Source organism: Streptomyces sp. NPDC059008, from assembly GCF_042749045.1.
In the GTDB taxonomy this organism is placed as follows: Bacteria; Actinomycetota; Actinomycetes; order Streptomycetales; family Streptomycetaceae; genus Streptomyces.
Genome location: NZ_JBHYJC010000041.1, coordinates 35,576 through 59,485 on the forward strand (window position 1 = coordinate 35,576; position 23,910 = coordinate 59,485).

At 73.5% G+C, this 23,910-nt stretch carries 17 protein-coding genes; 13 read left to right on the forward strand and 4 right to left on the reverse strand.

What is annotated here, in order from left to right; genetic code table 11:
• Nucleotides 1-10: 10 nt before the first annotated feature.
• Nucleotides 11-3,034 (reverse strand): lysylphosphatidylglycerol synthase domain-containing protein, encoded by a 3,024-nt coding sequence (locus tag ACFWZH_RS31820; protein WP_384439106.1) that lies wholly within the window; start codon nucleotides 3,032-3,034, stop codon nucleotides 11-13.
• Nucleotides 3,035-3,255: 221 nt separating this feature from the next.
• Between ACFWZH_RS31820 and ACFWZH_RS31825 the strand changes: the two genes are divergently transcribed.
• The 5 genes from ACFWZH_RS31825 to nudC all read left to right on the forward strand — a co-directional run bounded on the left by ACFWZH_RS31825 (nucleotide 3,256) and on the right by nudC (nucleotide 13,596).
• On the forward strand, nucleotides 3,256-3,675 hold the full coding sequence (locus ACFWZH_RS31825; RefSeq protein WP_384439109.1) for an MGMT family protein: 420 nt from the start codon (nucleotides 3,256-3,258) through the stop codon (nucleotides 3,673-3,675).
• A 335-nt stretch (nucleotides 3,676-4,010) separates the two neighbouring features.
• Nucleotides 4,011-7,355, forward strand: a complete 3,345-nt coding sequence (locus tag ACFWZH_RS31830) for an ATP-dependent helicase (RefSeq protein WP_384439112.1) — start codon at nucleotides 4,011-4,013, stop codon at nucleotides 7,353-7,355.
• A 90-nt stretch (nucleotides 7,356-7,445) separates the two neighbouring features.
• Nucleotides 7,446-11,141: a UvrD-helicase domain-containing protein gene (locus tag ACFWZH_RS31835; protein ID WP_384439115.1), complete on the forward strand. Its 3,696-nt coding sequence runs from the start codon at nucleotides 7,446-7,448 to the stop codon at nucleotides 11,139-11,141.
• Nucleotides 11,142-11,151: 10 nt separating this feature from the next.
• Nucleotides 11,152-12,552 carry a dipeptidase gene (locus ACFWZH_RS31840; RefSeq protein WP_384439118.1) on the forward strand — a complete coding sequence of 467 codons (1,401 nt, stop codon included), beginning with the start codon at nucleotides 11,152-11,154 and terminating at the stop codon, nucleotides 12,550-12,552.
• Nucleotides 12,553-12,660: 108 nt separating this feature from the next.
• A complete protein-coding gene (gene nudC, locus ACFWZH_RS31845) occupies nucleotides 12,661-13,596 on the forward strand; it encodes an NAD(+) diphosphatase (RefSeq protein WP_384439120.1) in 936 nt (311 codons plus the stop codon).
• A gap of 122 nt (nucleotides 13,597-13,718) precedes the next feature.
• On the opposite strand, the gene ACFWZH_RS31850 is transcribed toward nudC, so the two are convergent.
• Nucleotides 13,719-13,964, reverse strand: a complete 246-nt coding sequence (locus ACFWZH_RS31850; protein ID WP_361314866.1) for a mycoredoxin — start codon at nucleotides 13,962-13,964, stop codon at nucleotides 13,719-13,721.
• Between the two features lie 125 nt (nucleotides 13,965-14,089).
• On the opposite strand from ACFWZH_RS31850, the gene ACFWZH_RS31855 reads away from it, so the two are divergent.
• The 5 genes from ACFWZH_RS31855 to ACFWZH_RS31875 all read left to right on the forward strand — a co-directional run bounded on the left by ACFWZH_RS31855 (nucleotide 14,090) and on the right by ACFWZH_RS31875 (nucleotide 17,993).
• Nucleotides 14,090-16,432, forward strand: a complete 2,343-nt coding sequence (locus ACFWZH_RS31855) for an ATP-dependent DNA helicase UvrD2 (protein WP_384439124.1) — start codon at nucleotides 14,090-14,092, stop codon at nucleotides 16,430-16,432.
• 146 nt (nucleotides 16,433-16,578) lie between these two features.
• Nucleotides 16,579-16,905, forward strand: a complete 327-nt coding sequence (locus tag ACFWZH_RS31860; RefSeq protein ID WP_384439127.1) for a hypothetical protein — start codon at nucleotides 16,579-16,581, stop codon at nucleotides 16,903-16,905.
• A 117-nt stretch (nucleotides 16,906-17,022) separates the two neighbouring features.
• A complete protein-coding gene (locus tag ACFWZH_RS31865) occupies nucleotides 17,023-17,376 on the forward strand; it encodes a WhiB family transcriptional regulator (protein ID WP_384439129.1) in 354 nt (117 codons plus the stop codon).
• Nucleotides 17,373-17,690, forward strand: a complete 318-nt coding sequence (locus ACFWZH_RS31870; protein ID WP_384439132.1) for a hypothetical protein — start codon at nucleotides 17,373-17,375, stop codon at nucleotides 17,688-17,690. Before ACFWZH_RS31865 ends, ACFWZH_RS31870 begins: the two co-directional genes overlap by 4 nt.
• A gap of 102 nt (nucleotides 17,691-17,792) precedes the next feature.
• Nucleotides 17,793-17,993 carry a hypothetical protein gene (locus tag ACFWZH_RS31875; RefSeq protein ID WP_384439135.1) on the forward strand — a complete coding sequence of 67 codons (201 nt, stop codon included), beginning with the start codon at nucleotides 17,793-17,795 and terminating at the stop codon, nucleotides 17,991-17,993.
• Nucleotides 17,994-18,008: 15 nt separating this feature from the next.
• Here the strand turns inward: ACFWZH_RS31875 and ACFWZH_RS31880 are convergent, their stop codons facing one another.
• Together ACFWZH_RS31880 and ACFWZH_RS31885 are read right to left on the reverse strand one after the other, a co-directional pair.
• Complete coding sequence (locus ACFWZH_RS31880) at nucleotides 18,009-19,403, reverse strand: ABC1 kinase family protein (RefSeq protein WP_384439138.1); 1,395 nt, start codon at nucleotides 19,401-19,403, stop codon at nucleotides 18,009-18,011.
• A gap of 56 nt (nucleotides 19,404-19,459) precedes the next feature.
• Nucleotides 19,460-20,575, reverse strand: a complete 1,116-nt coding sequence (locus ACFWZH_RS31885; protein WP_384439176.1) for a ThiF family adenylyltransferase — start codon at nucleotides 20,573-20,575, stop codon at nucleotides 19,460-19,462.
• Between the two features lie 189 nt (nucleotides 20,576-20,764).
• Here ACFWZH_RS31885 and ACFWZH_RS31890 point away from each other — a divergent pair, with 189 nt between their 5' ends.
• From ACFWZH_RS31890 to ACFWZH_RS31900, 3 genes are all read left to right on the forward strand, one after another.
• Entirely contained in the window at nucleotides 20,765-21,391 is a 627-nt protein-coding gene (locus ACFWZH_RS31890) for a M48 family metallopeptidase (RefSeq protein ID WP_384439141.1), read from the forward strand.
• 111 nt (nucleotides 21,392-21,502) lie between these two features.
• Entirely contained in the window at nucleotides 21,503-23,212 is a 1,710-nt protein-coding gene (locus tag ACFWZH_RS31895; RefSeq protein ID WP_384439144.1) for a TerD family protein, read from the forward strand.
• Between the two features lie 14 nt (nucleotides 23,213-23,226).
• Nucleotides 23,227-23,910, forward strand: a complete 684-nt coding sequence (locus ACFWZH_RS31900) for an AIM24 family protein (protein WP_384439147.1) — start codon at nucleotides 23,227-23,229, stop codon at nucleotides 23,908-23,910.

Consider the following 23,910-nt stretch of genomic DNA (forward strand, 5'->3'; position numbering starts at 1 on the left):
CACGGCCCGCTCAGATCTCGCCCTTGCGCGTCAGGTGGGTGAAGGCCAGCCAGCCCGGCAGCACCGGTAGCCAGAACGTCATCAGGCGGAACAGCAGCACCGCGGGGAAGGCGATGTCGCCGCCCAGGCCCCCCAGCGTCAGCGCCGTGATGAGCGCACTCTCGACCGCGCCCAGACCGCCCGGTGTCGGCGCCGCCGACCCCAGCGCGTTGCCGGCGAGGAAGGCCACCGCGATGCTGGCGTAACTGAGCTGGTCACCGCCGCCGAACGCGCGGATCGAGGCGTCCAGGCACATCACGTTCGCGGCCGTCAGCAGCAGCATCCCGCCGATGCCGGTGATCAGCTTCCGCGGGCGCTGCAGGATGTCCAGCATCCGCGGCACCACACCGGCAAACAGCGACCGCAGCCGTGTCACCACGAACTTCCGCAGCACCGGCACCGCCGTCACCACCAGCACCAGCACCGCCACCGTCAGCAGACCGGCGATGACCGTACGGGACGGCGACAACTGGTCCTGCCTGCTCTGCATGCCGGTCAGATAGCCGAAGGTCAGCAGCAGCAGGATGTGGCTGCCCAGGCCGAACAGCTGGGAGGCGCCCACGCTCGCCACCGCCAGGCCCGGCCGGACCCCGGCACGCTGCAGGAAGCGGGTGTTGAGCGCGACTCCGCCGATCGCCGCGGGCGCCACCAGCTTCACGAAGTTGCCCGCGATCTGCGCGACGACGGTCTTGACGAAGCCGACCTTCTCGGTGACGAAGCCCAGCAGGCTCATCGCCGCCGCGATGTACGTCAGCGCCGAGAAGAACATCGCCACCAGCACCCACCACCACTGGGCCTTGCTGAAGACGTCGTCGAGGTTGAAGTGCGTCAGCTGCGACAGCAGCAGGTACGCGGCGAACGCCCCGGCGATCCAGCTGATCAGGATCCGCGGGCTGAGCCGTTCCAGCTTCGCCGGCTCGATCACCGCGGTGGGCCGGATCAGCAGTACCTGCCGGCGGATCTGGGCGAGCAGATCCTCCTCGCGGGCCTCCTCGGAGGCCTCGTCCAGGGCCCGCTTCTCGGCGTTCTTCTCCGCGTGCCGCTCGGCCCGTATCGCCTTGCGGTCCTTCGGGCCCTCCGCCTCGCGTGCCTCCCGCGCCTCCTTGGCGGCCTGCGAAGCCGCCAGCACCGCCTCCCGCTCCCGCTTGGAGCGCTCCCGGGCCAGTTGGCGCAGGGTGGCGCGGGTGGTGCGGCTGAGCGCGATCGGCTGCAGCAGCGGCAGGCTGTCGGCGACCGCGTCCGGGCCGAGCACCTCGACGGCGGCGGCCACCGCGCGCTCGGCGCCCACCCGCAGCCCGCAGGTGGCCAGCAGCTGGGCGATGTCCATCCGCAGGACGAGATCGCCGGCCGCGATCTCACCGCCGCGCAGCTCGGTCAGGACGATGTTGCCGGAACGATCCACCAGGAGGGCGTCGCCGACCAGCCGGCGGTGCGCGATCCGCCGCGACTGCAGCGCCTCGACCTGCCGCCAGGCGCTGTGCATCAGCGCGTCGGTGATCTCCTCGTCGGCGAGCGAGTCGAAGGTGCGGCCGCCGATGTGCTCGTAGACCAGCATCACCGCGTCCGGGCCGAGCTCGGAGGTGGCGATCAGCTTGGGCGCGTTGGCGCCGGCCGCGATGGCCGCGTAGGCCAGCAGCGCCTCCTGCTCCAGGGCCTGGCGCAGCGACTGCAGGCTGCGGCGCTGGTTGATGCCGCGCAGCGACAGCCGCCGCCAGACGCGGTAGAAGAACCCCTGGGCCTGCTGCTCGCGGTCGACGACGGTGACGTCGATCGGCGCGCCGTCCTCCAGGGTGACGATGTAGCGGCGGCCGCGGTCGCTCTGCTCGGTCTGGTCGGCGTGCTGGGCGTCCTCCGCGCGCATCGCGCTGACCGGGCGGAAGCCGACCCGGCGCAGCCCTGCGAGGAGGTTTTGGCCGGTGGGGCGGACGTTGGGGGAGCCGACGGCGTAGAGGGTGCCGTACGCGACGGTCCAGCCGATCAGCACCGTCGTGATGATCGCGAACGGGGTGGTGTACCGGCCGACCAGCACCGCGACGACGTCCAGCAGCACCACGACCCACATCGCGACCCGCCAGCGCGGCCGCCGGGACATCCCCACCGCCGTCATATAGGCGATGACCGGTGCCAGATAGCTGTGCACCGGGGCGGAGAGCGAACCGTTCGCCAGCGGCTGGGTCAGTGCGACCCGGATGGAGGCGGGGGCGGACTCGGCCACCCACAGGTCGGTGGCGAGCGAGACCCCGTGGGCGAGGACGGCGGCGAGCACCCCGTCCGCGATCCGCAGCCCGTCCCGCTTGATCAGCCGCTCGACGGCGAACGCCACCGGCACGATCAGCACCAGGACGCTGGAGGTCAGCCCGGCCAGGTTGATCAGTAGTGGCGGCGCGGCCTTCGCGCCGGTGCCGATGTCCCGCGCCAGGCCCGCGGTGGTGCCGTGGGCGAAGGTGGCGAGCCCGAGGACCAGGGCGATCCCGGCGATGCCGAGCAGCAGCCGCAGCAGGTCGGCGGGCCGGTGCACCCGGGCGGGCAGCAGCGGCTCGTCGCCGGAGACCCGGTCGACGTGGAACTCGCCGTGCTCGTCGGCGCTCAGGTCGGCGCGGTGCGAGCCCGTACGGGCCCTGGCCCGGGCCGCGCCGGGCGCCGGCTCAATGCCCTTGCCGTGCTCGACCTGCTCGTCCTGGTCGCCTCGCTGCTCGGTGTCCGGCTCCTCCTCGTGCCCCTCGGGTGGTTCGGGCTCCGCGGGCCCTTTCGGCCTCTCAGACGCCCCGGGTCGTTCGGCCTTCTTGATCGTGCTCGCCTTTTCGGTAGCGGAAGCCGTGGCCGGCCTCCGTTGGTGCTTCCCCTGTGGTGCCACCTGCCGCCGCTGCGGCCGCTCGGTCGGTGCGGCCGGGTCGGGGGCGGTGTCGGTGGCGTCGACGGGCAGAGCGTCAGGGGCGCCCGCCTCCCGTGGAGGCGCTGCACCCTGCTCGGCCGTCTCTTCTTGATCTCGTATCACCAGTCACCGTCCGGAAGATGGTGGCACGACCGACCGGTGGAGGAGGGCATCAGGGTGCATTTCGGGGGTACGGGAAGCGGAACCTCGTCCCCCGCTGCCGTCCGGGAGCGGGTGTCACCCCGCCCGTGCCGCGGCGGGCGGCACCCTGCCGCCGGCCTCCAAGGTGGTGCGGGACCGTGTGTCCGGTCCCATTGTCGGCGCCGTGCGGCAGGATGGACCGAATGAGTGGGACCGGAGATGGGGCGGCGGGTGAGCTGCCCGAGTACGCGGAGCGGGTCCTGGCCGTCGCCGAGCTGATCCCGGCGGGCCGGGTGATGACGTACGGCGATGTCGCGGAGTGGCTCCATGAAGAGGGGCAGCCCGAAGGGCTTCCGGCGCAGGGCGACGGTGGGCGACGGGTGGGCGGACCGCGGCAGGTCGGCAGGGTGATGGCGCTCTACGGCGGCGCGGTGCCCTGGTGGCGCGTCGTGCGCGCGGACGGCCGGCTGCTGCCCGGCAGCGAACTGCGCGCGCTCGCGCACTATCGGGACGAGGGCACACCGCTGCGCGTGGCCCCCGGATCCGCGGCGGACCACATACCAAGGCTCGACCTCCGGCGCGCCCGCTGGGACGGGCGCCAGGAGGGCGCCGGGGAGCCGTAGCCGCGGCGGCAGCGCGCGGGGGGCCGGGGGACGGCCTGCGGCCCGCGCGGCTTCTGGCGTAGCGTCGGGCACTGCCGCCACGGCACGGGCCGCCCCCGCCGCCCCGCCGTACGGCACCCGGCCGGACCGGCCGCAAAACGGCCGGCTCCCCGCACCGCGGCGCGCCCCGCACCGCATCCGCACCACGACCAGCACCCTCCTCAGGACCGGCGATCCACGTGAGTTCCTCCTTCTCGGCCGTCCCTCCCCCACTCTCGGCTCCGCTCGAGCGGGCGGTACCCCCATCGCAGCCCTGTCGGGCGGAGCGGCGGGACGGCTCCGGTGCGTACCGACTGGTGCGTACGCCACCGGAGCGGGTGGATCCTCCTGCCTTGGACGCAGACCAGCGCGCCGTGGTTGACCACCGCCAGGGGCCGCTGCTGGTGCTGGCCGGGCCGGGCACCGGCAAGACCACGACGCTGGTGGAGTCGGTGGCGCGCCGGGTGCGGGCCGGCGAAGACCCCGAGCGCATCCTCGTCCTGACCTTCAGTCGGAAGGCCGCGGTGGCGCTCCGCGACCGGCTCGCGGCGCGGCTGCGCACCAGCTTCATCCCGCAGGCCACGACCTTCCACTCGTTCTGCTACGCCCTGGTCCGGGCCCATCAGGACGCCGATCTGTTCGCCGATCCGCTGCGGCTGCTGTCCGGACCCGAGCAGGACCTGGTCGTCCGCGAGCTGCTCGAAGGGCAGGCGGAGCTGGCCGGCGCCGGTCGCGGCCGGATCGGCTGGCCGGACGAGCTGCGGGCCTGCCTGACCACCCGCGGCTTCGCCGACGAGGTCCGCGCGGTGCTCGCCCGCAGCCGCGAGCTGGGCCTGGGCCCGGACGCCCTGGGCGACTTCGCCCGGCGCACCGGACGGCCCGACTGGAGCGCCGCGGCGGGCTTCCTCGCCGAGTACCTCGACGTCCTGGACGGCCAGGGCGTCCTGGACTACGCCGAGCTGGTGCACCGCGCGGTCCTGCTCGCCGGGCGCGCCGACGTCGCGGCCGAGCTGGCCGCCGCCTACGACGCCGTCTACGTCGACGAGTACCAGGACACCGATGTCGCCCAGGTGCGGCTGCTGCGGGCGCTCGCCGGCAATCAGGGCGCGGCCGGGCGGCCGGGCTCCCCGGGCCGCACGCTGATCGCCTTCGGCGACCCCGACCAGTCGATCTACGCCTTCCGGGGCGCGGACGTCAACGGCATCCTCGACTTCCCCGAGACCTTCCGCCGCGGCGACGGCACCCCCGCCCCGGTGGCGGTCCTCGGCACCTCCCGGCGCTCGGGCGCCGAGCTGCTCGCGGCCACCCGGTCGCTGACCCGCCGGATGCCGCTCACCCGCCTCCCGGCCCGGCAGGTACGCGCCCACCGCGAGCCGGCCGCCGTGCGCGACGGCGGCCGGGTGGAGGTGTTCACGTACCCCACGCCCGGCGCCGAACTGGACAACGTCGCCGACATCCTGCGCCGCGCCCACCTGGAGGACGGTGTGCCCTGGGGCGAGATGGCCGTCCTCGTACGCGCCGGGGGGCGCTCGATCCCCGCCGTGCGCCGTGCGCTCACCTCCGCCGGGGTGCCGCTCGACATCGACGGCGACGATCTGCCGCTGCGCCACGAACCGGCCGTCGCCCCGCTGCTGACGGCGCTGCGGGCCGCGGCACGGGCGGCGCTGGGGACCGGCGCCACCGGGGACGCGGCGGCGCAGGACGCGGCGGACGGGGCCACCGAAGCGGCCGCCTCCCGCCGGCTCGACGCCGAGACCGCCCTCGACCTGCTGACCTCCCCCCTCGGCGGGATGGACGCCACCGACCTGCGCCGCCTGGGCCGCGCCCTGCGCGAGGAGGAGCGCGCCGCCGGACAGCCGCTGCCGCGCCCCTCCGACGAGCTGATCGCCCGGGCGCTCGCCGAACCCGAGCGTCTGGTCGCGCACGACCCCGCCTACGCCCGTGGCGCCCAGCGGCTCGGTCTGCTGCTGCGCAAGGCCCGCGAACTGCTCGTCGGCGGCGGCACCGCGGAGCAGGCGCTGTGGGAGCTGTGGGACGGCACGCCCTGGCCGCAGCGCCTGGAGCGGACCGCCCGGCGCGGCGGAGCCGCCGGACGCAACGCCGACCGGGACCTCGACGCGGTGGTCGCCCTCTTCGAGACCGCGGCCCGCGCCGAGGAGCGCACCGGCGGCCGCGGCGCCCTGAACTTCCTGGAGGAGCTCGACGCCCAGGACATCGCCGCCGACACCCTCACCCGACGCACGGTCCGGCCCGACGCGGTACGGCTGATGACCGCACACCGCGCCAAGGGCCTGGAGTGGCGGCTCGTCGTCGTCGCCGGCGTCCAGGAGGGGCTCTGGCCGGACCTGCGCCGCCGCGGCTCGCTCCTGGAGGCCGACCGGATCGGCCGCGACGGCCTCGCCGAGCCGCTCACCCCGGGCGCGCTGCTCGCCGAGGAACGCCGACTGTTCTACGTGGCGGCCACCCGGGCCCGCGAGCGCCTGGTCGTGACCGCCGTGAAGGCCGCCGCCGACGACGGCGACCAGCCCTCCCGGTTCCTCACCGAGCTGGGCGTCACCCCCCAGGACGTCACCGGCCGCCCCCGCCGCCCGCTGGCCGTCGCCGCGCTCGTCGCGGAGCTGCGCGCCACCACCGTCGACCCGGCCGCCGGCCCGGCGCTGCGCGAGGCGGCCGCCGAGCGGCTCGCCAAGCTGGCCGCCCTGCACGACGACGACCACCGGCCCCTGGTGCCGGCCGCCCACCCCGACAGCTGGTGGGGTCTTGCCGAACCGACCCGCAGCACCGTTCCGCTGCGCGACCGCGACCGGCCCGTGGTCCTGTCCGGCAGCGCCCTCGACCAGCTCGCCAACACCTGCTCCCTGCAGTGGTTCCTGGGCCGTGAGGTCAAGGCGGACACCCCGGCCAGCGCCGCCCAGGGCTTCGGCAACGTCGTGCACGTGCTCGCCGACGAGGTCGCCTCCGGTCGCACGCCCGCCGATCTGACCGTCCTGATGGAGCGGCTGGACTCCGTATGGGACGCGCTGGCCTTCGACGCCCCCTGGAAGTCCCGCCAGGAGAAGGACAACGCCCGTGCCGCCCTGGAGCGCTTCCTGCGCTGGCACGTCATGGAGCGCGAGACCCGCGGCCGTGACACCGTCGCCACCGAGCACGGCTTCGACGTCGCGCTGCGGGCCGGCGCCTATGAGGTCCGTATCCGCGGCAGCATGGACCACGTCTCCCGGGACGCGCAGGGCAGGGCGTACGTCGTCGACTTCAAGACCGGCAAGCAGAAGCCGACCGGACCGGAGGTCGCCCGCCACCCCCAGCTCGCCGTCTACCAGCTCGCGGTGCGCGAGGGCGCCGTCGACGAGGTCTTCGACGGGCGCACCCCTGAGGCGGGCGGCGCCGAACTGGTGCATCTGCGCCTCGGCGCGCCCCGGAAGGAGGGCGGCGACGCACTGCCGGCCGTACAGGCACAGCCGCCGCTGGACGGCGGGAGCGGTGAGCAGGGCGAGAACGGCGAGAACGCCGGGAACGGCGAGTGGGTCGGCGAGCTGCTTGCCACCGCGGCCGGTCGCGTACTGGAGGAGCGGTTCACGCCCACGACCGGGACGCACTGCGCCCACTGCACCTTCCGGGCCTCGTGCAGCGCGCAGCCGGAGGGCCGGCACGTGGTGGAGTGAGTCGGCCGCGGCTGTCGGGGAGTGGGCTGTGACCTGCGCGGATGCCACCGCCGGCGGCGATTGTCAGTGCCGCCCGTTACGGTTTTCGCTGTGTCAGCCCCCCTCACCGACCCCGAGCAGCTCAAGGAGCTGCTGGGCATCCCGTTCACACCGGAGCAGACGGCGTGCATCACCGCCCCGGCCGCCCCGCAGGTCATCGTGGCCGGAGCCGGCTCCGGAAAGACCACGGTCATGGCCGCGCGGGTGGTGTGGCTGGTGGGCACCGGCCAGGTCGCGCCCGAGCAGGTCCTCGGGCTGACGTTCACGAACAAGGCGGCCGGCGAGCTCGCCGAGCGGGTGCGGGCCGCGCTGCTGGCCGCCGGCGTCACCGACCCGGACGCCCTCCCGCTGGCCGACGGCGGCGCCCCCGCCGACCAGCCCCCCGGAGAGCCCCGGATCTCCACGTACCACGCCTTCGCCGGCCAGCTCCTGACCGACCACGGCCTGCGCATCGGCCTGGAGCCCAGCGCCCGGCTGCTCGCCGACGCCACCCGCTTCCAGCTCGCCGCGCGCACCCTGCGCGCCGCCCCCGGCCCCTATCCGTCCCTCACGACCTCCCTGCCCTCCCTCGTGGAGGACCTCCTCGCCCTGGACGCCGAGCTGGCCGAGCACCTCGTCGACCCGGACCGCCTGCGCGCGCATGACACCGCCCTCCTGGCCGCCCTCGACGGCGTCAAGCTCAGCAACGCCGACCTGCGCAAGGTCCCCGAAACCGCCCGCGGCCGCCTGGAGCTGCTCGACCTCGTCGCCGCCTACCGCGGCGAGAAGCGCCGCCGCGACCTGCTCGACTTCGGCGACCAGATCGCCTACTCGGCGACCCTGGCCACGACCCGCCCCGAGGTGGGCCGGATCCTGCGCGACGGTTTCCGGGTCGTCCTGCTCGACGAGTACCAGGACACCTCCGTCGCCCAACGGCTCCTGCTGTCCGGCCTGTTCGGATCCGGCACCGGCCACGCCGTGACCGCCGTCGGCGACCCCTGCCAGGCCATCTACGGCTGGCGCGGCGCCTCCGTCGCCAACCTGGACGACTTCCCCGCCCACTTCCCCTTCGAGGACGGCACGCCCGCCCGCCGGTACGCCCTGAGCGAGAACCGCCGCAGCGGCGGCCGCCTCCTGGCGCTCGCCAACGGCCTCGCCGCGCCCCTGCGCGGGATGCACGAGGGCGTCGAGGCGCTGCGCCCCGCCCCCGGGGCCGAGCGCGACGGCGTCGTGCGCTGCGCCCTGCTGCCCACCCACGCCGAGGAGCTCGGGTGGCTCGCCGACTCCCTCGCCCATCTCGTCCGCACCGGCACCCCGCCCGGCGAGATCGCCGTACTGTGCCGGACGGCCGCCGACTTCGCCCGTATCCAGGGCGAACTGGTCGCCCGGGACATCCCCGTGGAGGTCGTCGGCCTCTCCGGGCTGCTGCATCTGCCCGAGATCGCCGACCTCGTCGCCGTCTGCGAGGTCCTCCAGGACCCCACCGCCAACGCCGCCCTGGTCCGCCTGCTGACCGGCCCGCGCTGGCGGATCGGCCCCCGCGACCTGGCCCTGCTCGGCCGCCGCGCCCGCGCGCTCGTCCACCACGGCGGCCCGTCCGACGATCCCGCACAGCGCCTCGCCGAGGCCGTCGAGGGCGTCGACCCGGCCGAGACCGTCTCGCTCGCCGACGCCCTCGACACCTTCCTGGAGGCCGACGGGCTCGACGACGGCCTCCCGTTCTCCGCCGAGGCACGGGTCCGCTTCGCCTACCTCGCCACCGAGCTGCGCGATCTGCGGCGCTCCCTGGGCGATCCGCTCATGGACGTCCTCCACCGGATCCTCGCCGTCACCGGCCTGGAGGTCGAGCTCTCCGCGTCCCCGCACGCCCTCGCCGCCCGCCGCCGCGAAACGCTCGGCACCTTCCTCGACATCGCCGCGGGCTTCGCCGCCAAGCAGGGGGGCGAATCCCTCGACGGCGACGCCTCGCTCCTGGCCTTCCTCGGCTTCCTGCGCACCGCCGTCCAGTACGAGAAGGGCCTGGACAGCTCCCTCCCCGGAGGCGACAACACCGTCAAGGTGCTCACCGCGCACAAGTCCAAGGGCCTGGAGTGGGACGTGGTCGCCGTCCCCGGTCTGGTCGCCAAGCAGTTCCCCAGCGAACAGGCCCGCGAGTCCTGGACCGCCCGCGCCAAGGTCCTGCCGCACGCCCTGCGCGGCGACGCCGCCACCCTCCCGGACGTCGAGGAGTGGACCGCCCGCGGTCTGAAGGACTTCAAGGAGGCGATGAAGCACCACCAGGAGATCGAGGAACTCCGCCTCGGCTATGTCACCTTCACCCGCCCCCGCTCCCTGCTGCTCGGCTCCGGCCACTGGTGGGGCCCCCATCAGAAGCGCCCCCGCGGCCCGTCGGTCTTCCTGGAGGCGCTGCGCGAGCACTGCGAAGCGGGCCACGGCGAGATCGAGTTCTGGGCCGAGCCGCCCGAGGACGGTGCCGAGAACCCCGCCCTCGCCGAGGCCGCCGCGGAACAGGCCTGGCCGCTGCCCCTCGACCCCACGGCCATGGCCCGCCGCCGCGAGGCCGCGGACAGGGTCCGCGCCCATCTGGCGCGCCGCGCCGGCCCGGCGGCGCCCGCCCCCGCGCCCGTGCCGCTCGCCGCGCACGACCCGGAGTGGCCGCCGCCACCGGCGGACGACGCGGGGGAGGAGCCCGGCGACCCGTACGACGACCTGTTCGAGCCCGACCCCTTCGACGAGCTCCCGCCGTACGACGAGGCTCCCGACGCCGACCCGTTCGACGCCGACCCGTTCGACGGGGCTCTCGAGGCGGGCCCGTCGAGCGGGCCTTTGCCGTACGCGGCTCCCGACGCCGACGCCGACGCTGCCCCGCCCCGCCCCCGCCTCATCGCCCAACGCTCCACCGAGCCCGATCTCACCGAGCCCGGCCGCACCGGACCAGATCCCGGCGACCACGCCTCCGCCGAACCCGGCCCCGCCGAGCCCGCCCCCCTCGGCCCCGGCGTCCCGGCCCCCGGCCGCGGCGGCGCCTCGCCGCACACCCTCCTCCCCGAGGAGCGCCGCATCCTCGGCTCCTGGGACCGCGATCTGGACGCGCTCGCCGCCGAGCTGCGCCGCTCCCGCGCGACCGTCCGCGACGTCCCGCTGCCCGCCGCGCTCAGCGCCACCCAGCTGCTCCGCCTCGCCGCCGACCCCGACGGCTTCGCCCGCGAGCTGGCCCGCCCCATGCCGCGCCCGCCCCAGCCCGGCGCCCGCCGGGGCACCCGCTTCCACGCCTGGGTCGAGTCCCGTTTCGAGGAGCTGACCCTGCCGCTGCTCGGCCCCGACGAACTGCCCGGTGCCGAGGAGGGCGAGGAGGCCCCGATCGCCGACGAACACGACCTCGAAGCCCTGAAGGAGGCCTTCGCCCGCACCCCGTACGCCCACCGCACCCCGTTCCGCATCGAGGCCCCCTTCCAGCTGACGCTCGCCGGGCGGGTGATCCGCGGCCGCATCGACGCGGTCTACAAGGAACGCGGCCCCGACGGCGACCGCTTCGAGATCATCGACTGGAAGACCGGCCGAGACCGGACGGCAGACCCCCTCCAGCTGGCCGTCTACCGCCTCGCCTGGGCCGAGCGCTACGGCCTGCCCCCCTCCGCCGTCGGCGCCGCCTTCCTCTACGTCCGCAGCGGCGAGCTGGTCAGACCCGCCCGCCTGCCCGGCCGGGCAGGTCTCGAACGGATCCTGCTCGGTGAGACCGCCGACCTGCCTCCCCCGGAAGGCCGATAGGCTCGGCCGTATGAGCACAACCCCGGACAACGCCGTCCGCGCGTACATCACCGGCCACCGCGAAGCCTTCCTCGACGACCTCGCGGACTGGCTGCGCATCCCCTCGGTGTCCGCCGACCCGGAGCGGGCCGGCGATGTGCGCCGCAGCGCCGAATGGCTCGCCGCGAAGCTCACCGACACCGGCTTCCCGACCACCGAGATCTGGGAGACCGACGGCCTGCCCGCGGTCTTCGCCGAGTGGCCCTCCGGGGACCCCGCCGCGCCGACCGTGCTCGTCTACGGCCACCACGACGTCCAGCCCGCCGCCCGCGAGGACGGCTGGCACACCGACCCCTTCGAACCGCAGACCGTCGACGGCAAGCTCTACGCCCGCGGCGCCGCCGACGACAAGGGGCAGGTGTTCTTCCACACCCTGGGCGTGCGCGCGCACCTGGCCGCGACCGGCCGTACCGCCCCCGCCGTCAACCTCAAGCTGCTCATCGAGGGCGAGGAGGAGTCCGGCTCCCCGAACTTCCCGGCCCTGATCGACAAGCACGCCGACCGCCTCGCCTGCGACGCGGTGATCGTCTCCGACACCGGCATGTGGTCCAGGGACACCCCCACGGTCTGCACCGGCATGCGCGGGCTGACGGACTGCCAGATCGATCTCTACGGCCCGGACCAGGACATCCACTCCGGTTCGTTCGGCGGCGCCGTGCCCAACCCCGCCACCGAGGCCGCCCGGCTGGCCGCCGCCCTGCACGACGACGACCGCCGCGTCGCCGTTCCCGGCTTCTACGACGGCGTGATCGAGCTCACCGACCGCGAGCGCGAGCTCTTCGCCGAGCTGCCCTTCGACGAGGCGCAGTGGCTGCGCACCGCGCACTCCCACGCCGCGCTCGGCGAGGCCGGCAGCACGACCCTGGAGCGCATCTGGGCCCGCCCCACCGCCGAGGTCAACGGCATCGGCGGCGGCTATCAGGGCCCCGGCGGCAAGACCATCGTCCCGTCCTCCGCCCAGCTGAAGCTCTCCTTCCGGCTGGTCGCGGGCCAGGACGCCGCCGCCGTCCAGCAGTCCGTACGCGACTGGGTCGCCGACCGGCTCCCGGCCGGCATCCGCCACGAGATCACCTTCTGGGGCGCCACCCGCCCCTGCCTCACCCCGCTCGACCACCCCGCGCTCCAGTCCGTGGTCCGCGCCATGGGACGCGCCTTCGAACAGAAGATCCGCTTCACCCGTGAGGGCGGCTCCGGACCGGCCGCCGACCTCCAGGACGTCCTGGGTGTCCCGGTCCTCTTCCTGGGCATCTCCGTCCCCTCCGACGGCTGGCACGCGCCGAACGAGAAGGTCGAGCTCGACCTGCTGATGAAGGGCGTCGAGACCGCCGCCCACCTGTGGGGGGACCTGGCGGAGAACTGGCGCACGGCTTGACCGCGCTCGCCCCGTAGCCTTGAGGGCACGGGAGGTACCCCCACCGCCGCACCGCTTCGCGACCGTACGCAGCAATCACCCACGCCACAGGGGGAGTTGGAAACAGCAGTGACCACCTGGACCGACCACACCACCGACCGGCCGCTCACCTTCAGCGCGCCGAGCGGAATCGATCGCTCCGCCCACCACCGACTGGACGAGGCCTGGCTGGCGGCGGCCTGGAGCCACCCGACGACCCGCGTCTTCGTGGTATCCGGAGGCCAGGCGCTGATCGACGACACCCCCGACGGCCGCACCGAACTGATCATGACGCCGTCCTTCGAGGCGCCGCTGACCGAGGCGCACCGCTACTACCTCGGCACCGACGACGACGGGGTCAGCTACTTCGCCCTCCAGAAGGACGCGCTGCCCGGCCGCATGGACCAGTCCGCGCGCCCGGCGGGCCTGCGCGAGGCCGGGCTGCTGCTGTCCCCGCGGGACGCCGGCCTGCTCGTCCACGCCGTCGCCCTGGAGAACTGGCAGCGTCTGCACCGCTTCTGCTCCCGCTGCGGGGAGCGCACCGTCATCGCGGCCGCGGGCCACATCCGCCGCTGCCCGGCCTGCGGCGCCGAGCACTACCCGCGCACCGACCCGGCCGTGATCATGCTGGTGACCGACGAGGAGGACCGCGCGCTCCTGGGGCGCCAGGTCCACTGGCCCGAAGGGCGCTTCTCCACCCTCGCGGGCTTCGTCGAGCCGGGCGAGTCCATCGAGCAGTCCGTGGCCCGCGAGGTCTTCGAGGAGGCGGGCGTGGTCATCGGCGACGTCGAATACGTCGCCAGCCAGCCCTGGCCCTTCCCCTCCAGCCTGATGCTGGGCTTCATGGCCCGCGCCACGTCCTGCGAGATCCAGGTCGACGGCGAGGAGATCGAGGAGGCTCGCTGGTTCTCCCGCGAGGACCTGCGGGCCGCCTTCGAATCCGGCGAGGTCCTCCCGCCGTACGGCATCTCCATCGCCGCCCGCCTGATCGAGCTCTGGTACGGCAAGCCGCTGCCGAAGCCGTGAGCAAAGGCCGCCGGCCGGTTCCCTCACCGGGACCGGCCGACGGCCCTGTGCGCGAACTCACACCTATGGGCTTGTGTGCCCGGTTCTCCACGCGGTGTGTCCGGACGCACCGCGGCCGGCTCTCAGGCCGCGCCCACCTTCTGCTTGACCTGCGCCAGGGACGGGTTGGTCAGCGTCGAACCATCGGCGAAGAGCACGGTCGGCACCGTCTGGTTGCCGCCGTTGGCCTTCTCCACGAACGCCGCGGACTCCGGGTCCTGCTCGATGTTGATCTCGGTGTACGCGATTCCCTCACGGTCCATCTGGCCCTTCAGCCGACGGCAGTAGCCGCACCAGGTCGTGCTGTACATCGTCACAGTGCCCGCCATGCGCCCCGCGCTCCTTTGTCAGTCGTGATCCATACCGCCCACTCGGCGCGGCCAAGCAGCACAACGCACATCGGGCCCCGGCAATTCCCGGCCTCGCGGAACCGCCGACGCACCCAGTCTCCGGCATGCCGCCGGCGCGCGTCGGCGGCCGTCCACAGCGGCCGCGTCGGGTACGACCGCACCCCTGCGGCTGTGGACAGCCGTCCCGGGCGCCTCAGCGGACCTGGCAGCATGGCGGGGTGACAGCAGCAACGGACTCCTCTCTCTTCCCGCCGGTGCCGGATTCGGCCGACGGGGTGCTCGACGGGCTCGACCCCGAGCAGCGCGAGGTCGCGACGGCTCTGCACGGTCCGGTGTGTGTGCTGGCCGGCGCCGGCACGGGCAAGACGCGGGCGATCACCCACCGGATCGCGTACGGCGTGCGGGCCGGGATCCTGCAGCCGGCGAGTGTGCTCGCCGTCACGTTCACGGCCCGCGCGGCCGGCGAGATGCGCGGCCGGCTGCGCCAGCTCGGCGCCGGCGGGGTCCAGGCCCGTACGTTCCACTCCGCGGCCCTGCGGCAGCTGCAGTTCTTCTGGCCGAAGGCGGTCGGCGGCGAGGTCCCGCGGCTGCTGGAGCGCAAGGTCCAGCTCGTGTCCGAGGCCGCCGCCCGCTGCCGCGTCCGGCTCGACCGCAACGAGCTGCGCGATGTCACCGCCGAGATCGAATGGTCCAAGGTCACCCAGACCGTGCCGGCCGACTACCCGGCCGCGGTCGCCAAGGCCGCCCGCGAGGCCCCGCGCGACCCGGCCGAGATCGGGCAGATCTACGGCACCTACGAGCAGCTCAAGCGCGACCGGGGCGCCATCGACTTCGAGGATGTGCTGCTGCTCACCGTCGGCGTGCTGCAGGACCGGCACGACATCGCCGAACAGGTCCGCGCCCAGTACCAGCACTTCGTCGTCGACGAGTACCAGGACGTCAGCCCGCTCCAGCAGCGGCTGCTGGAGCTGTGGCTGGGGGACCGCGACAGCCTCTGCGTGGTCGGCGACGCCAGCCAGACGATCTACAGCTTCACCGGCGCCACCCCCGACCACCTCCTCGACTTCCGCACCCGCCACCCGAACGCCACGGTCGTCAAGCTCGTCCGCGACTACCGCTCCAGCCCGCAGGTCGTGCACCTCGCCAACGGCCTGCTCTCCCAGGCCAAGGGGCGCGCCGCCGAGCACCGCCTGGAGCTGGTCTCGCAGCGCGCGGCCGGACCCGAGCCGATGTACACGGAGTACGCCGACGAGCCCGCCGAGGCGGAGGGCACCGCCCGCCGCATCCGGGACCTGATCGCCTCCGGCGTGCCGGCCAGCGAGATAGCGGTGCTCTTCCGCGTCAACGCCCAGTCCGAGGTCTACGAGCAGGCGCTGGCCGATGCCGGAGTGCCGTATCAGCTGCGGGGCGCGGAGCGGTTCTTCGAGCGGCCCGAGGTGCGCGAGGCCGGCATCAAGCTGCGCGGTGCCGCCCGCTTCGGGGCCAACGACACGCTCCTGGACGGCGCGGTGGATCTGCCGTCCGAGGTGCGGGCGGTGCTCAGCGACATGGGCTGGACCGGTGAGCCGCCGGCCGGCTCGGGGGCGGCGCGGGACCGCTGGGAGTCCCTGGCGGCCCTCGTACGGCTCGCCGAGGACTTCGCCAGGGCCCGGCCCGGAGCCTCGCTCGCCGACCTGGTCGCCGAGCTGGACGAGCGGGCCGGCGCTCAGCACGCCCCGACGGTGGAGGGTGTGACGCTCGCCTCGCTGCACGCCGCCAAGGGCCTGGAGTGGGACGCCGTGTTCCTGGTGGGCCTCACCGACGGCATGATGCCGATCACCTACGCCAGGACCGACGAGCAGATCGAGGAGGAGCGCCGGCTGCTGTACGTCGGCGTGACCCGCGCCCGTCTGCACCTGGGGCTGTCCTGGTCGCTGGCGCGCTCTCCCGGCGGACGGGCCTCGCGCAGCGCCAGCCGCTTCCTGCGGGGCCTGCGCCCCGGTTCCGGGGCGGTCGCGGGGCGCCTGAGGCCGGGCGCGGCCACGGGCGGCGTCGAGCGCGGCGACGGGGCGGCGGCGGTGGCCAGGCGCCCCGCCCACCGCCGCCCGGCCCGCTGCAGGGTCTGCAACAGAACGCTGACGGACGCCGGCGAGATGAAGCTGATGCGGTGTGAGGACTGCCCCTCGGAACTCGACGAGGCGCTGTACGAGCGGCTGTGCGAGTGGCGGGCCGAGCAGGCCGCGCGTTCCCGGCAGCCCGCCTACTGCGTCTTCACCGACAAGACCCTGATGGCGATCGCGGAGGCCGTTCCGGGAACCGAATCGGAGCTTGCGGTCATCTCAGGAGTGGGGCGGCGCAAGTTCGACCGCTACGGCAGCGATGTGCTGGCTATCTGTGCCGGCGAGGAGCTCGTAGGAGCCTTGGGAGACCCGTCCGAAGGCCCCGCGGAAAACTCGTCGGAAAAATAGTTTGCGCACGCGGAGCGCATCCCCATAGCCTTCGGGAGCAACGGAGACAACGGAAACTTTCCGAGATCCGATGGATCCGTGCTGTACTTGAACACCCTGGAACGGGATCTCCCGTTCCACCGAGACGCCGAGAGGAGGCGAGCCCAGTGATCAGCTTCATTCAGACCAACAAAATGACCGATCTCTCGGTCGTCGCCACCTGCACGCTCGGCTCCTCGCTCCGTGGCACCGGTCTGTCCGGCTTCGGCCGCCTGTCCGGTACCGCGGTCGCGCGCCCCGAGTCCCTCGCTGTGCTGACGCGCAGTGAGCGCACCGCGCGACCGACCGAGGCACCTGCGGCAGTAGCAGTGGCGGCTGAGGCGAATGCCTTCGCCTTCGCGGCGGCCAATGGTGCCGAATCCCGGAAGCAGTACCAGAAGCAGCATGAAATGTGGGCCTACCGCGGCCTCGAACCCTGGAGAGATCCAGCCTGATCGGCAGATCAGGTCGGCACCTTCCAGGGCCGCGGAACCCACACCGGGATCCGCGGCCCTTTTGTTTGCCCATTGCGCCCGCCACCACCGGGCCAAAACAGACGAGGAACACACACCGTGCAACTGCAGACGCACACCCCGTCCGTAGCCACCGACCTGATCCCTCCGCCCGACCTCCAGGAGAACCCCTTGCTGCCCCTCACCGAGCTCGACGACGAGATCGACCGCCTCGGCGCTGCCGTTCCGTGCCGCACCTACGACCCCGAGGTCTTCTTCGCCGAGTCCCCGGCCGACGTGGAGTACGCCAAGACGCTCTGCCAGACCTGTCCGGTCCGTGAGGCCTGCCTCGCCGGTGCCAAGGACCGCCGTGAGCCGTGGGGCGTCTGGGGCGGCGAACTCTTCGTCCAGGGCGTCGTGGTGCCCCGGAAGCGTCCGCGTGGCCGTCCGCGCAAGAACCCGGTCGCGGCATGAACACCATCGGAACAGGAACGATCGACCGTCCCGTCACACGGGATCCCAAGAAGCAGGACCCCACGATGAACCCCACCTTCACCGACACCCCCGTCCCCGTGAACGCCGACGTGATCGAGTCGCGTCAGAACAGGAACCTCGCCATGCAACTCATCCCAGAAGCCCTGGCACGTGCGCATATGCATGAAAGGCTGCGGGAAGCCGAGTCCGAACGCAGGGCTCATCGGCTCGCCGCCGCGCGGCGCATGCAGCGTCGGGCCGAGCGCGCGTCGCTCCGGGCCCGCCGTGCGCTGGCCATGGCCGTGATGCAGTAAGACGGTGCTCTGACACCGTCCTCCACCGCGGGGCCCGCCCGACAGGGCGGGCCCCGCGGTGCGTTGTATCCGGCTTCGCGGGGTTAGCGGGGATATCGTCGGATGGTGGACCGGAAGACGCATGAACAGGCGGAGTTGGCCGACGGGCACATGGTGTGCGCCGGCTGTGGCGCGGTCGCCGAGGGCGCTCCGCCGACCTGGACCTGCTCCGTGGAGAACGGCGAGCGCCGTTACTTCTGTGACAAGTGCGCGCGGGAGCACATCCGGGCGATCGAGGGGCGCCTGGATTCGAGCTGGTGGTGAGACCCGCCGCCGGGCTCAGGCCGTGGTCTCCTCGACGGCCTCCTCGGTGACGTCCGGGGCCGGCGGCTCCTCCTCCGGCACGAAACCGGGCATCCACGCCTCCAGCTCGTCGCGCAGCCGTACCGTCGCGCCCAGCTGGCACAGCACCCCGATCGTGCTCAGGGTCACTCGGTGGATCAGCAGATACGCGGGCGGCAGATTGAGCTGCTTGCCCAACTGGTGTGCGGGGGAGCGGGGATCGCCGACCCGGGCCGCCTGCTGGCGCATCCAGCTCCGGGTGAAGGTGAACTCGTCCGCCTGAGCGGGCTCGATGATCGGCAGCAGATACTCCAGCACCGCGTCCGGATCCAGCTCGATGGACTCCTTGACGAAGCCCTCCTGGCACAGCTGCTGGTAGACCGCGTCCGCCTCGCCGTCCAGCGTCATCCGCAGTGAGGCGCCGATCGTCGGCGGCAGCCCGTCGGGCAGCCGGTCGACGGTGCCGAAGTCCAGCACGCCCAGCCGCCACTGCTCCGCGGGCCCGTCCGGGAAGTCCCCGGCCAGCAGCCGGAAGTTGCCCGGGTGCGGGTCGGCGTGCAGCAGGCCGGTGCGGGCCGGGCCGGAGAACAGGAAGCGGGCCAGGAGCTGACCGGCCCGGTCCCGCTGCTCGTCGGTGCCGTGCGAGATCACCTCGGACAGCGGCACCCCGTCCATCCACTCCGTCACCAGCACCTGGTCGCACTGGTGCACCACGGCCGGCACCACCACGTCCGGATCGCCGGCGAACTCCTCGGCGTGCGTCCGCTGGGCCTGCGCCTCCAGGGAGTAGTCCAGCTCCTCCGAGACCCGGTCGCGCAGCTCGGTGATCAGCGGCTTGATGTCCATACCGGGGATCAGCGGCCCCAGCAGCCGGGCGAAGCGGCTCAGCTGCGCCAGATCCGACAGCAGCGCCTGGCCCGCCCCCGGATACTGCACCTTGACCGCCACCTCGCGGCCGTCGTGCCAGACCGCCCGGTGCACCTGCCCGATCGAGGCCGCCGCGGCCGGCTTGTCCTCGAACTCCTCGAACAGCTCCCGCCAGTCCTCGCCGAGCCGCTCCGCGAGGACGGAGTGCACCGTGCTCGTCGGCATCGGCGGCGCGGCCTCCTGAAGCTTCGTCAGGGCGGCACGGTAAGGACCGGCGATCTCCTCCGGCAGCGCCGACTCGAAGACGGACAGCGCCTGCCCGAACTTCATCGCGCCGCCCTTGAGCTCGCCGAGCACCTTGAAGAGCTGTTCCGCGGTGCGCTGTTGGAGCTCACGGCCGACGATCTCGGCGGATCTGCCGCCGATCCGCTTGCCCAGGCCCCAGGTGGCACGGCCGGCGAACCCCAGTGGCAGCGCGGCCAGCTTGGCGGTGCGGGTGACCGCCTTGCGGGGAAGATCAGACATGCGCCCCTCCAACTCACACTGTCCCCCAACCGGGGTTACTCCGTCATTGTGGCGTGTCATGGCCGAGGATCCGAGGTGCCCGCCGCAGTCAGCGAAGCGGCGGCGCCGCATCCGCACTCCGGATGCGCCTCGATCCGCACCGTGCGCACGCTCGCACACGGCAGCGGGAGCTCCATCCGCGCCCCTGTGCACGGCGGGAGTTCACCGTCGAGGAACGTCAGCGCCTGGACGGCGGCCAGTCCCGCGACCGCGGACGCCAGCGCCGCGTCGCAGGCCGGCACCGCGGGCGACGCGCGCCCCGACCGCCACTGCGCGAGCAGCCGCGGCCAGGCCGGCTCCGCGTCCGTGCGGCGCAGCTCGTCGCAGCCGGCGCAGGCGGAACCACCGGGCAGCACCAACGGACCCACCACACCCGTGCCCTCGATCACGCCCGCGTAGAGATGCGGGATTCCGGCGGTGAGCAGCGGCTCGGACAGCACCGGGTCGGGGGCGTACGCGCCGAGTCCGTCACGCGGGGCGAGCACCACCAGGGACAGCCCGGGCTCACCGGATTCGTTGACCGGGACCCTCGGCCGGGGCCGGCGGCTCCAGGGGGAGGACTGCTGGACCATCCGCTCGGCGGCCTCCTTGCGTTGCTCACCGATCCGCTCGGCCGGCAGCCCGCCGGGCGACACGTCCCAGGGCGTGACCTTGCCGCCGTCGAACACCTCCACCCGGCCGATCCCGGAGGCCGAGAGCAGCGCCGCGATCGCCGCGCCCACCCGTCCCGCTCCCTTGACCCGGGCGCGGACCGCCCGGCGCGCCCCCATCCGGCCCAGCGCGCCGGCCGGTTCCCGGTGCTGCACCGAGAGGGAGGCCAGGTCGGGCCGGAGCTGTTCGAAGGCCGGGTGGTCGGCCCGTACGGCGCCGGCCGCCGGGCCGCCCGCGGTGGGTGCCTCCAGCAATCCGGCGGCGCCGAGCCGCTCCACCACCCCTCGCGCGTGCTCGGGCGGCAGGTCCAGTAACGCGGCCTCCTCGATCAGTTGCCGCATGGTGCGGGTGCCGTCGATCAGTGACAGGAAGCTGCCGGTCGCGGTGTCGAGCGGACCGACCACCATCGCATGGGCCGGCGCCACCCCGAACCGGACCGTTTCCCTGTCCCGCCATCCGCGCCGTAGCGCGGGCTTGAGCATCGGATGCATGCCATCCGCCCCCGTCCTTCGTCGTCCGGCCTTCAGCATGCGCCCTGCGCGGATCGGGGCCGAAGTTATCCACAGGCAGGGGAGGTGTTAGTCATACAAGCGTCCGCGCATGGAGTGGTTCAGCGGCGAACCGTTCGCGGGGCGGGACTTCCCGCAGGGCCAGCGGGTAACGTCGGGCGCGTGCCCGCCGACCCTCCCGTTCACGGCTCTGGGGAGACACCCCTGCGCCGCGCCGCTGACACATCGCGCAGGGCTGACCCGAACCCGAAGGCCCGCGGGTCGGGTACGAGCGCGGTCGAGGTGCGCCGCAGCTCGCGGCGGCGCAGAACGGTCTCCGCGTACCGCGAGGGAGATCGCACGGTTGTCCTGATTCCGGCCCGTATGTCCGAGGCCGAGGAGCAGCGCTGGGTGACCGTCATGCTCGACAAGCTCGCCGCCCAGGAGAGCAAGCGCATGCTCGGCGACGGCGAGCTGGCCGAACGCGCCGAGCGACTGTCGGAGCAGTTCCTCGACGGCCGGGCCCGGCCCGCGTCGGTGCGCTGGGTCACCAATCAGAACACCCGCTGGGGATCCTGTACCCCGGCCGAGGGCAGCATCCGCCTCTCGCACCGCCTCCAGGGCATGCCGGAGTACGTCATCGACTACGTCCTGCTGCACGAGCTCGCCCATCTGCTCGTCCCCGGCCACGGCCCCCGGTTCTGGCGCCTGCTGGAGTCCTACCCCCGTACGGAGCGGGCCCGCGGCTACCTCGAAGGAGTGGTCGCGGCCGACCGGCTGCCCCATCTGCCCGCCGCCCGCACCGAATAGCGGCGGTCGCGGAAATTTCCGGTGCGCCCCGGCATCGCTCGGTGTCGGTGCCAGCGGTTAGCCTGGCGACGCAGACGAACTCACAGCGGGAGCGGGGGACGGTCGTTACGTATGGCCAGGGAATTCCAGCGGGGCCACAAGGCCAAGATCGGTGATCTGACGGCGGGAACGGATCTGTACGTCGGCGTGCAGATCGCCGGACCCGGCCTGACCTTCGACATCAGCTGTTTCGGTCTGGACGCCGACGAGCGGCTCTCCGACGACCGGTACTTCATCTTCTTCAACCAGCCCAAGTCGCCCGAGGAGTCGATCCAGCTGCTCGGCGCGCAGGCCGGCGACAGCGAGTCCTTCCGGGTCACCCTCGACAAGATCCCGCCGCACATCCAGAAGCTCTCCTTCACCGCCGCGCTCGACGGCGCGGGCCAGGTCTCGCAGATCGGCCCCGGCTACATCCGGATCGTGGCCGGCGGTGAAGAGGTCGCCCGTTACTCCTTCACGGGCAGCGAGTTCAGCACGGAACGCGCCGTCATGCTCGGCGACTTCTACCTCAAGGACGTCTGGCGGTTCGCCGCGGTCGGCCAGGGCTTCGACGGCGGTCTGGAGGCGCTGCTGAAGAACTTCGGCGGCGAGGTCGCCGAGGAGGCCGAGGCGCAGCCCGAGCCGCCCGCCCCGGCGCAGGGCGCGCCCGGCTTCGCGCCGCCGTCCGGGCCGGCCGCCCCCGCCCCCTCCTTCGCCGCGCCCGCCGCCGCGCCCGTACCGCCGCAGCCCGCGCCGGAGTTCGGTCCGCCGCAGGGCGCCCCACAGGCAGCGCCCACGGCGGCACCACCGCAGGCCCCCGCGCCGCAGGCCCCGCCGCCCGCCGCCCCGCAGGTGCACAGCGCGCCCACCATCGCCGCGCCGCTCGCCCCGCCACCCGGCCCGGTGGCGCCACCCGGACAGCAACCGAGTGCCCCCTACGGCCACCCGACGCCCGGTCAGGACCCGTACGGCCAGCCGCAGCCCGCGCCCGGCGGCTTCCCCGGCCAGCAGGCCCCGCAGGCGCCCTCCTACGGCCAGCCCGGCCAGTTCCCGGGCCAGCCCGCCCCGTACGGCCAGCCGGGTCAGCAGCCTCCGGTCGCCCCCTACCCCGGCGGCCAGGCCGCGGTCCCCCAGGGCGGTGGCCCCGGCCTCGGCGTCGTACTGGAGAAGTACAAGGAGGCCCCCACGGGCCAGCGCTGGGCACCGCAGAACAGCAGGCTGATCCGCGTCGACCTCGGTGTCGACGGCCAGCCGGTGCTCGCCCGCCAGGGCAGCATGGTGCTCTACCAGGGCAAGGTCGACTTCGGCTACAAGGGCGCCGGCTTCCGCGGCCGGATCGTCGGCAACGCCACCGGCCAGGAGATGCAGCTGATGCGCTGCACCGGCCAGGGCCAGGTCTTCTTCGCGGAGAACGGCGCCCATGTGCACCCCATCGAGCTGCAGGGCGACGCCATCTGCGTGTCGGCCGAGTCCGTCCTCGCCTTCGACGAGTCGCTGCAGCACGAGGTCCGCCGGATCGAGGGCCACGGCATCCCCGGTGGCGCCCTGTTCACCATGCAGTTCCAGGGGACCGGCACCCTCGTCGTCAAGACCCAGGGCACCCCGGTCGTGCTGCCGGTCACGCCGACCACCTTCGCCGACTCCAACGCCATCGTGGCCTGGTCCGCCGCCTCGCAGGTGATCATCTCCAGCCAGGTGAGCCTGCGCCGGCACGCCTATCCGGGCCACTCCGGGGAGACCGTGAACCTCCAGTTCCGCGGTGCGCCCGGCAACTTCATCGTCGTCCAGCCCTACGAGGTCTGAGGGAGCCCGTCGTCATGAACCAACAGCAGCTGTCGGGCTACGTCCCGACCCCGCCCGCCGCCCGCATGGAGAACCACGGCAGCGCCATGGTGAAGATCGCCATGCAGAGCGGCCAGGACGTCTTCGCACGCACCGGCTCGATGGTCGCCTACGAAGGCTTCGTCCAGTACGAGCCGAACCCGCCCGCCGTCCGCCAGATGGCCTCCCAGTGGCTCACCGGCGAGGGCGCCCCCCTGATGAAGTGCTCCGGAGACGGCCTGCTCTACCTGGCCGACTACGGCGCCGACGTGGTCTGCATCAACCTCAACGGCGACTCGCTCTCCGTCAACGGAACCAACCTCCTCGCCTTCGACGCGCACCTCCAGTGGGGCGTACAGCGCGTCAAGGGCATGGCGAAGTTCGCCGGCCAGGGACTCTTCAACGTCGGGATCTCCGGCACCGGCTGGGTCGCGCTGACCTCCCGGGGCACGCCCATCGTCGTCGACTGCGGCCGCGGCGAGGACGAGACCTATGTGGACCCGGACGCCCTGGTCGCCTGGTCGACGCACCTGAAGATGAAGGGCAAGCGCAGCTTCAAGGCGTCCTCGATGATCGGGCGCGGCAGCGGGGAGGCGTACCAACTCGGCTTCTCCGGCCAGGGGTTCGTCGTCGTCCAGCCCAGCGAGGACAGTACCGACCGGCTCCGGGCCCGGGGCTGA

Excerpts from the sequence above, each read along its gene's own strand:
- ACFWZH_RS31855 (WP_384439124.1), top strand. The coding sequence starts at position 14,090 with ATGCCGCCGGCGCGCGTCGGCGGCCGTCCACAGCGGCCGCGTCGGGTA.
- ACFWZH_RS31870 (WP_384439132.1), top strand. The coding sequence starts at position 17,373 with ATGAACACCATCGGAACAGGAACGATCGACCGTCCCGTCACACGGGAT.
- ACFWZH_RS31825 (WP_384439109.1), top strand. The coding sequence starts at position 3,256 with ATGAGTGGGACCGGAGATGGGGCGGCGGGTGAGCTGCCCGAGTACGCG.
- ACFWZH_RS31900 (WP_384439147.1), top strand. The coding sequence starts at position 23,227 with ATGAACCAACAGCAGCTGTCGGGCTACGTCCCGACCCCGCCCGCCGCC.
- ACFWZH_RS31895 (WP_384439144.1), top strand. The coding sequence starts at position 21,503 with ATGGCCAGGGAATTCCAGCGGGGCCACAAGGCCAAGATCGGTGATCTG.
- ACFWZH_RS31880 (WP_384439138.1), bottom strand. The coding sequence starts at position 19,403 with ATGTCTGATCTTCCCCGCAAGGCGGTCACCCGCACCGCCAAGCTGGCC.
- ACFWZH_RS31840 (WP_384439118.1), top strand. The coding sequence starts at position 11,152 with ATGAGCACAACCCCGGACAACGCCGTCCGCGCGTACATCACCGGCCAC.
- ACFWZH_RS31885 (WP_384439176.1), bottom strand. The coding sequence starts at position 20,575 with ATGCTCAAGCCCGCGCTACGGCGCGGATGGCGGGACAGGGAAACGGTC.
- ACFWZH_RS31850 (WP_361314866.1), bottom strand. The coding sequence starts at position 13,964 with ATGGCGGGCACTGTGACGATGTACAGCACGACCTGGTGCGGCTACTGC.
- ACFWZH_RS31875 (WP_384439135.1), top strand. The coding sequence starts at position 17,793 with ATGGTGGACCGGAAGACGCATGAACAGGCGGAGTTGGCCGACGGGCAC.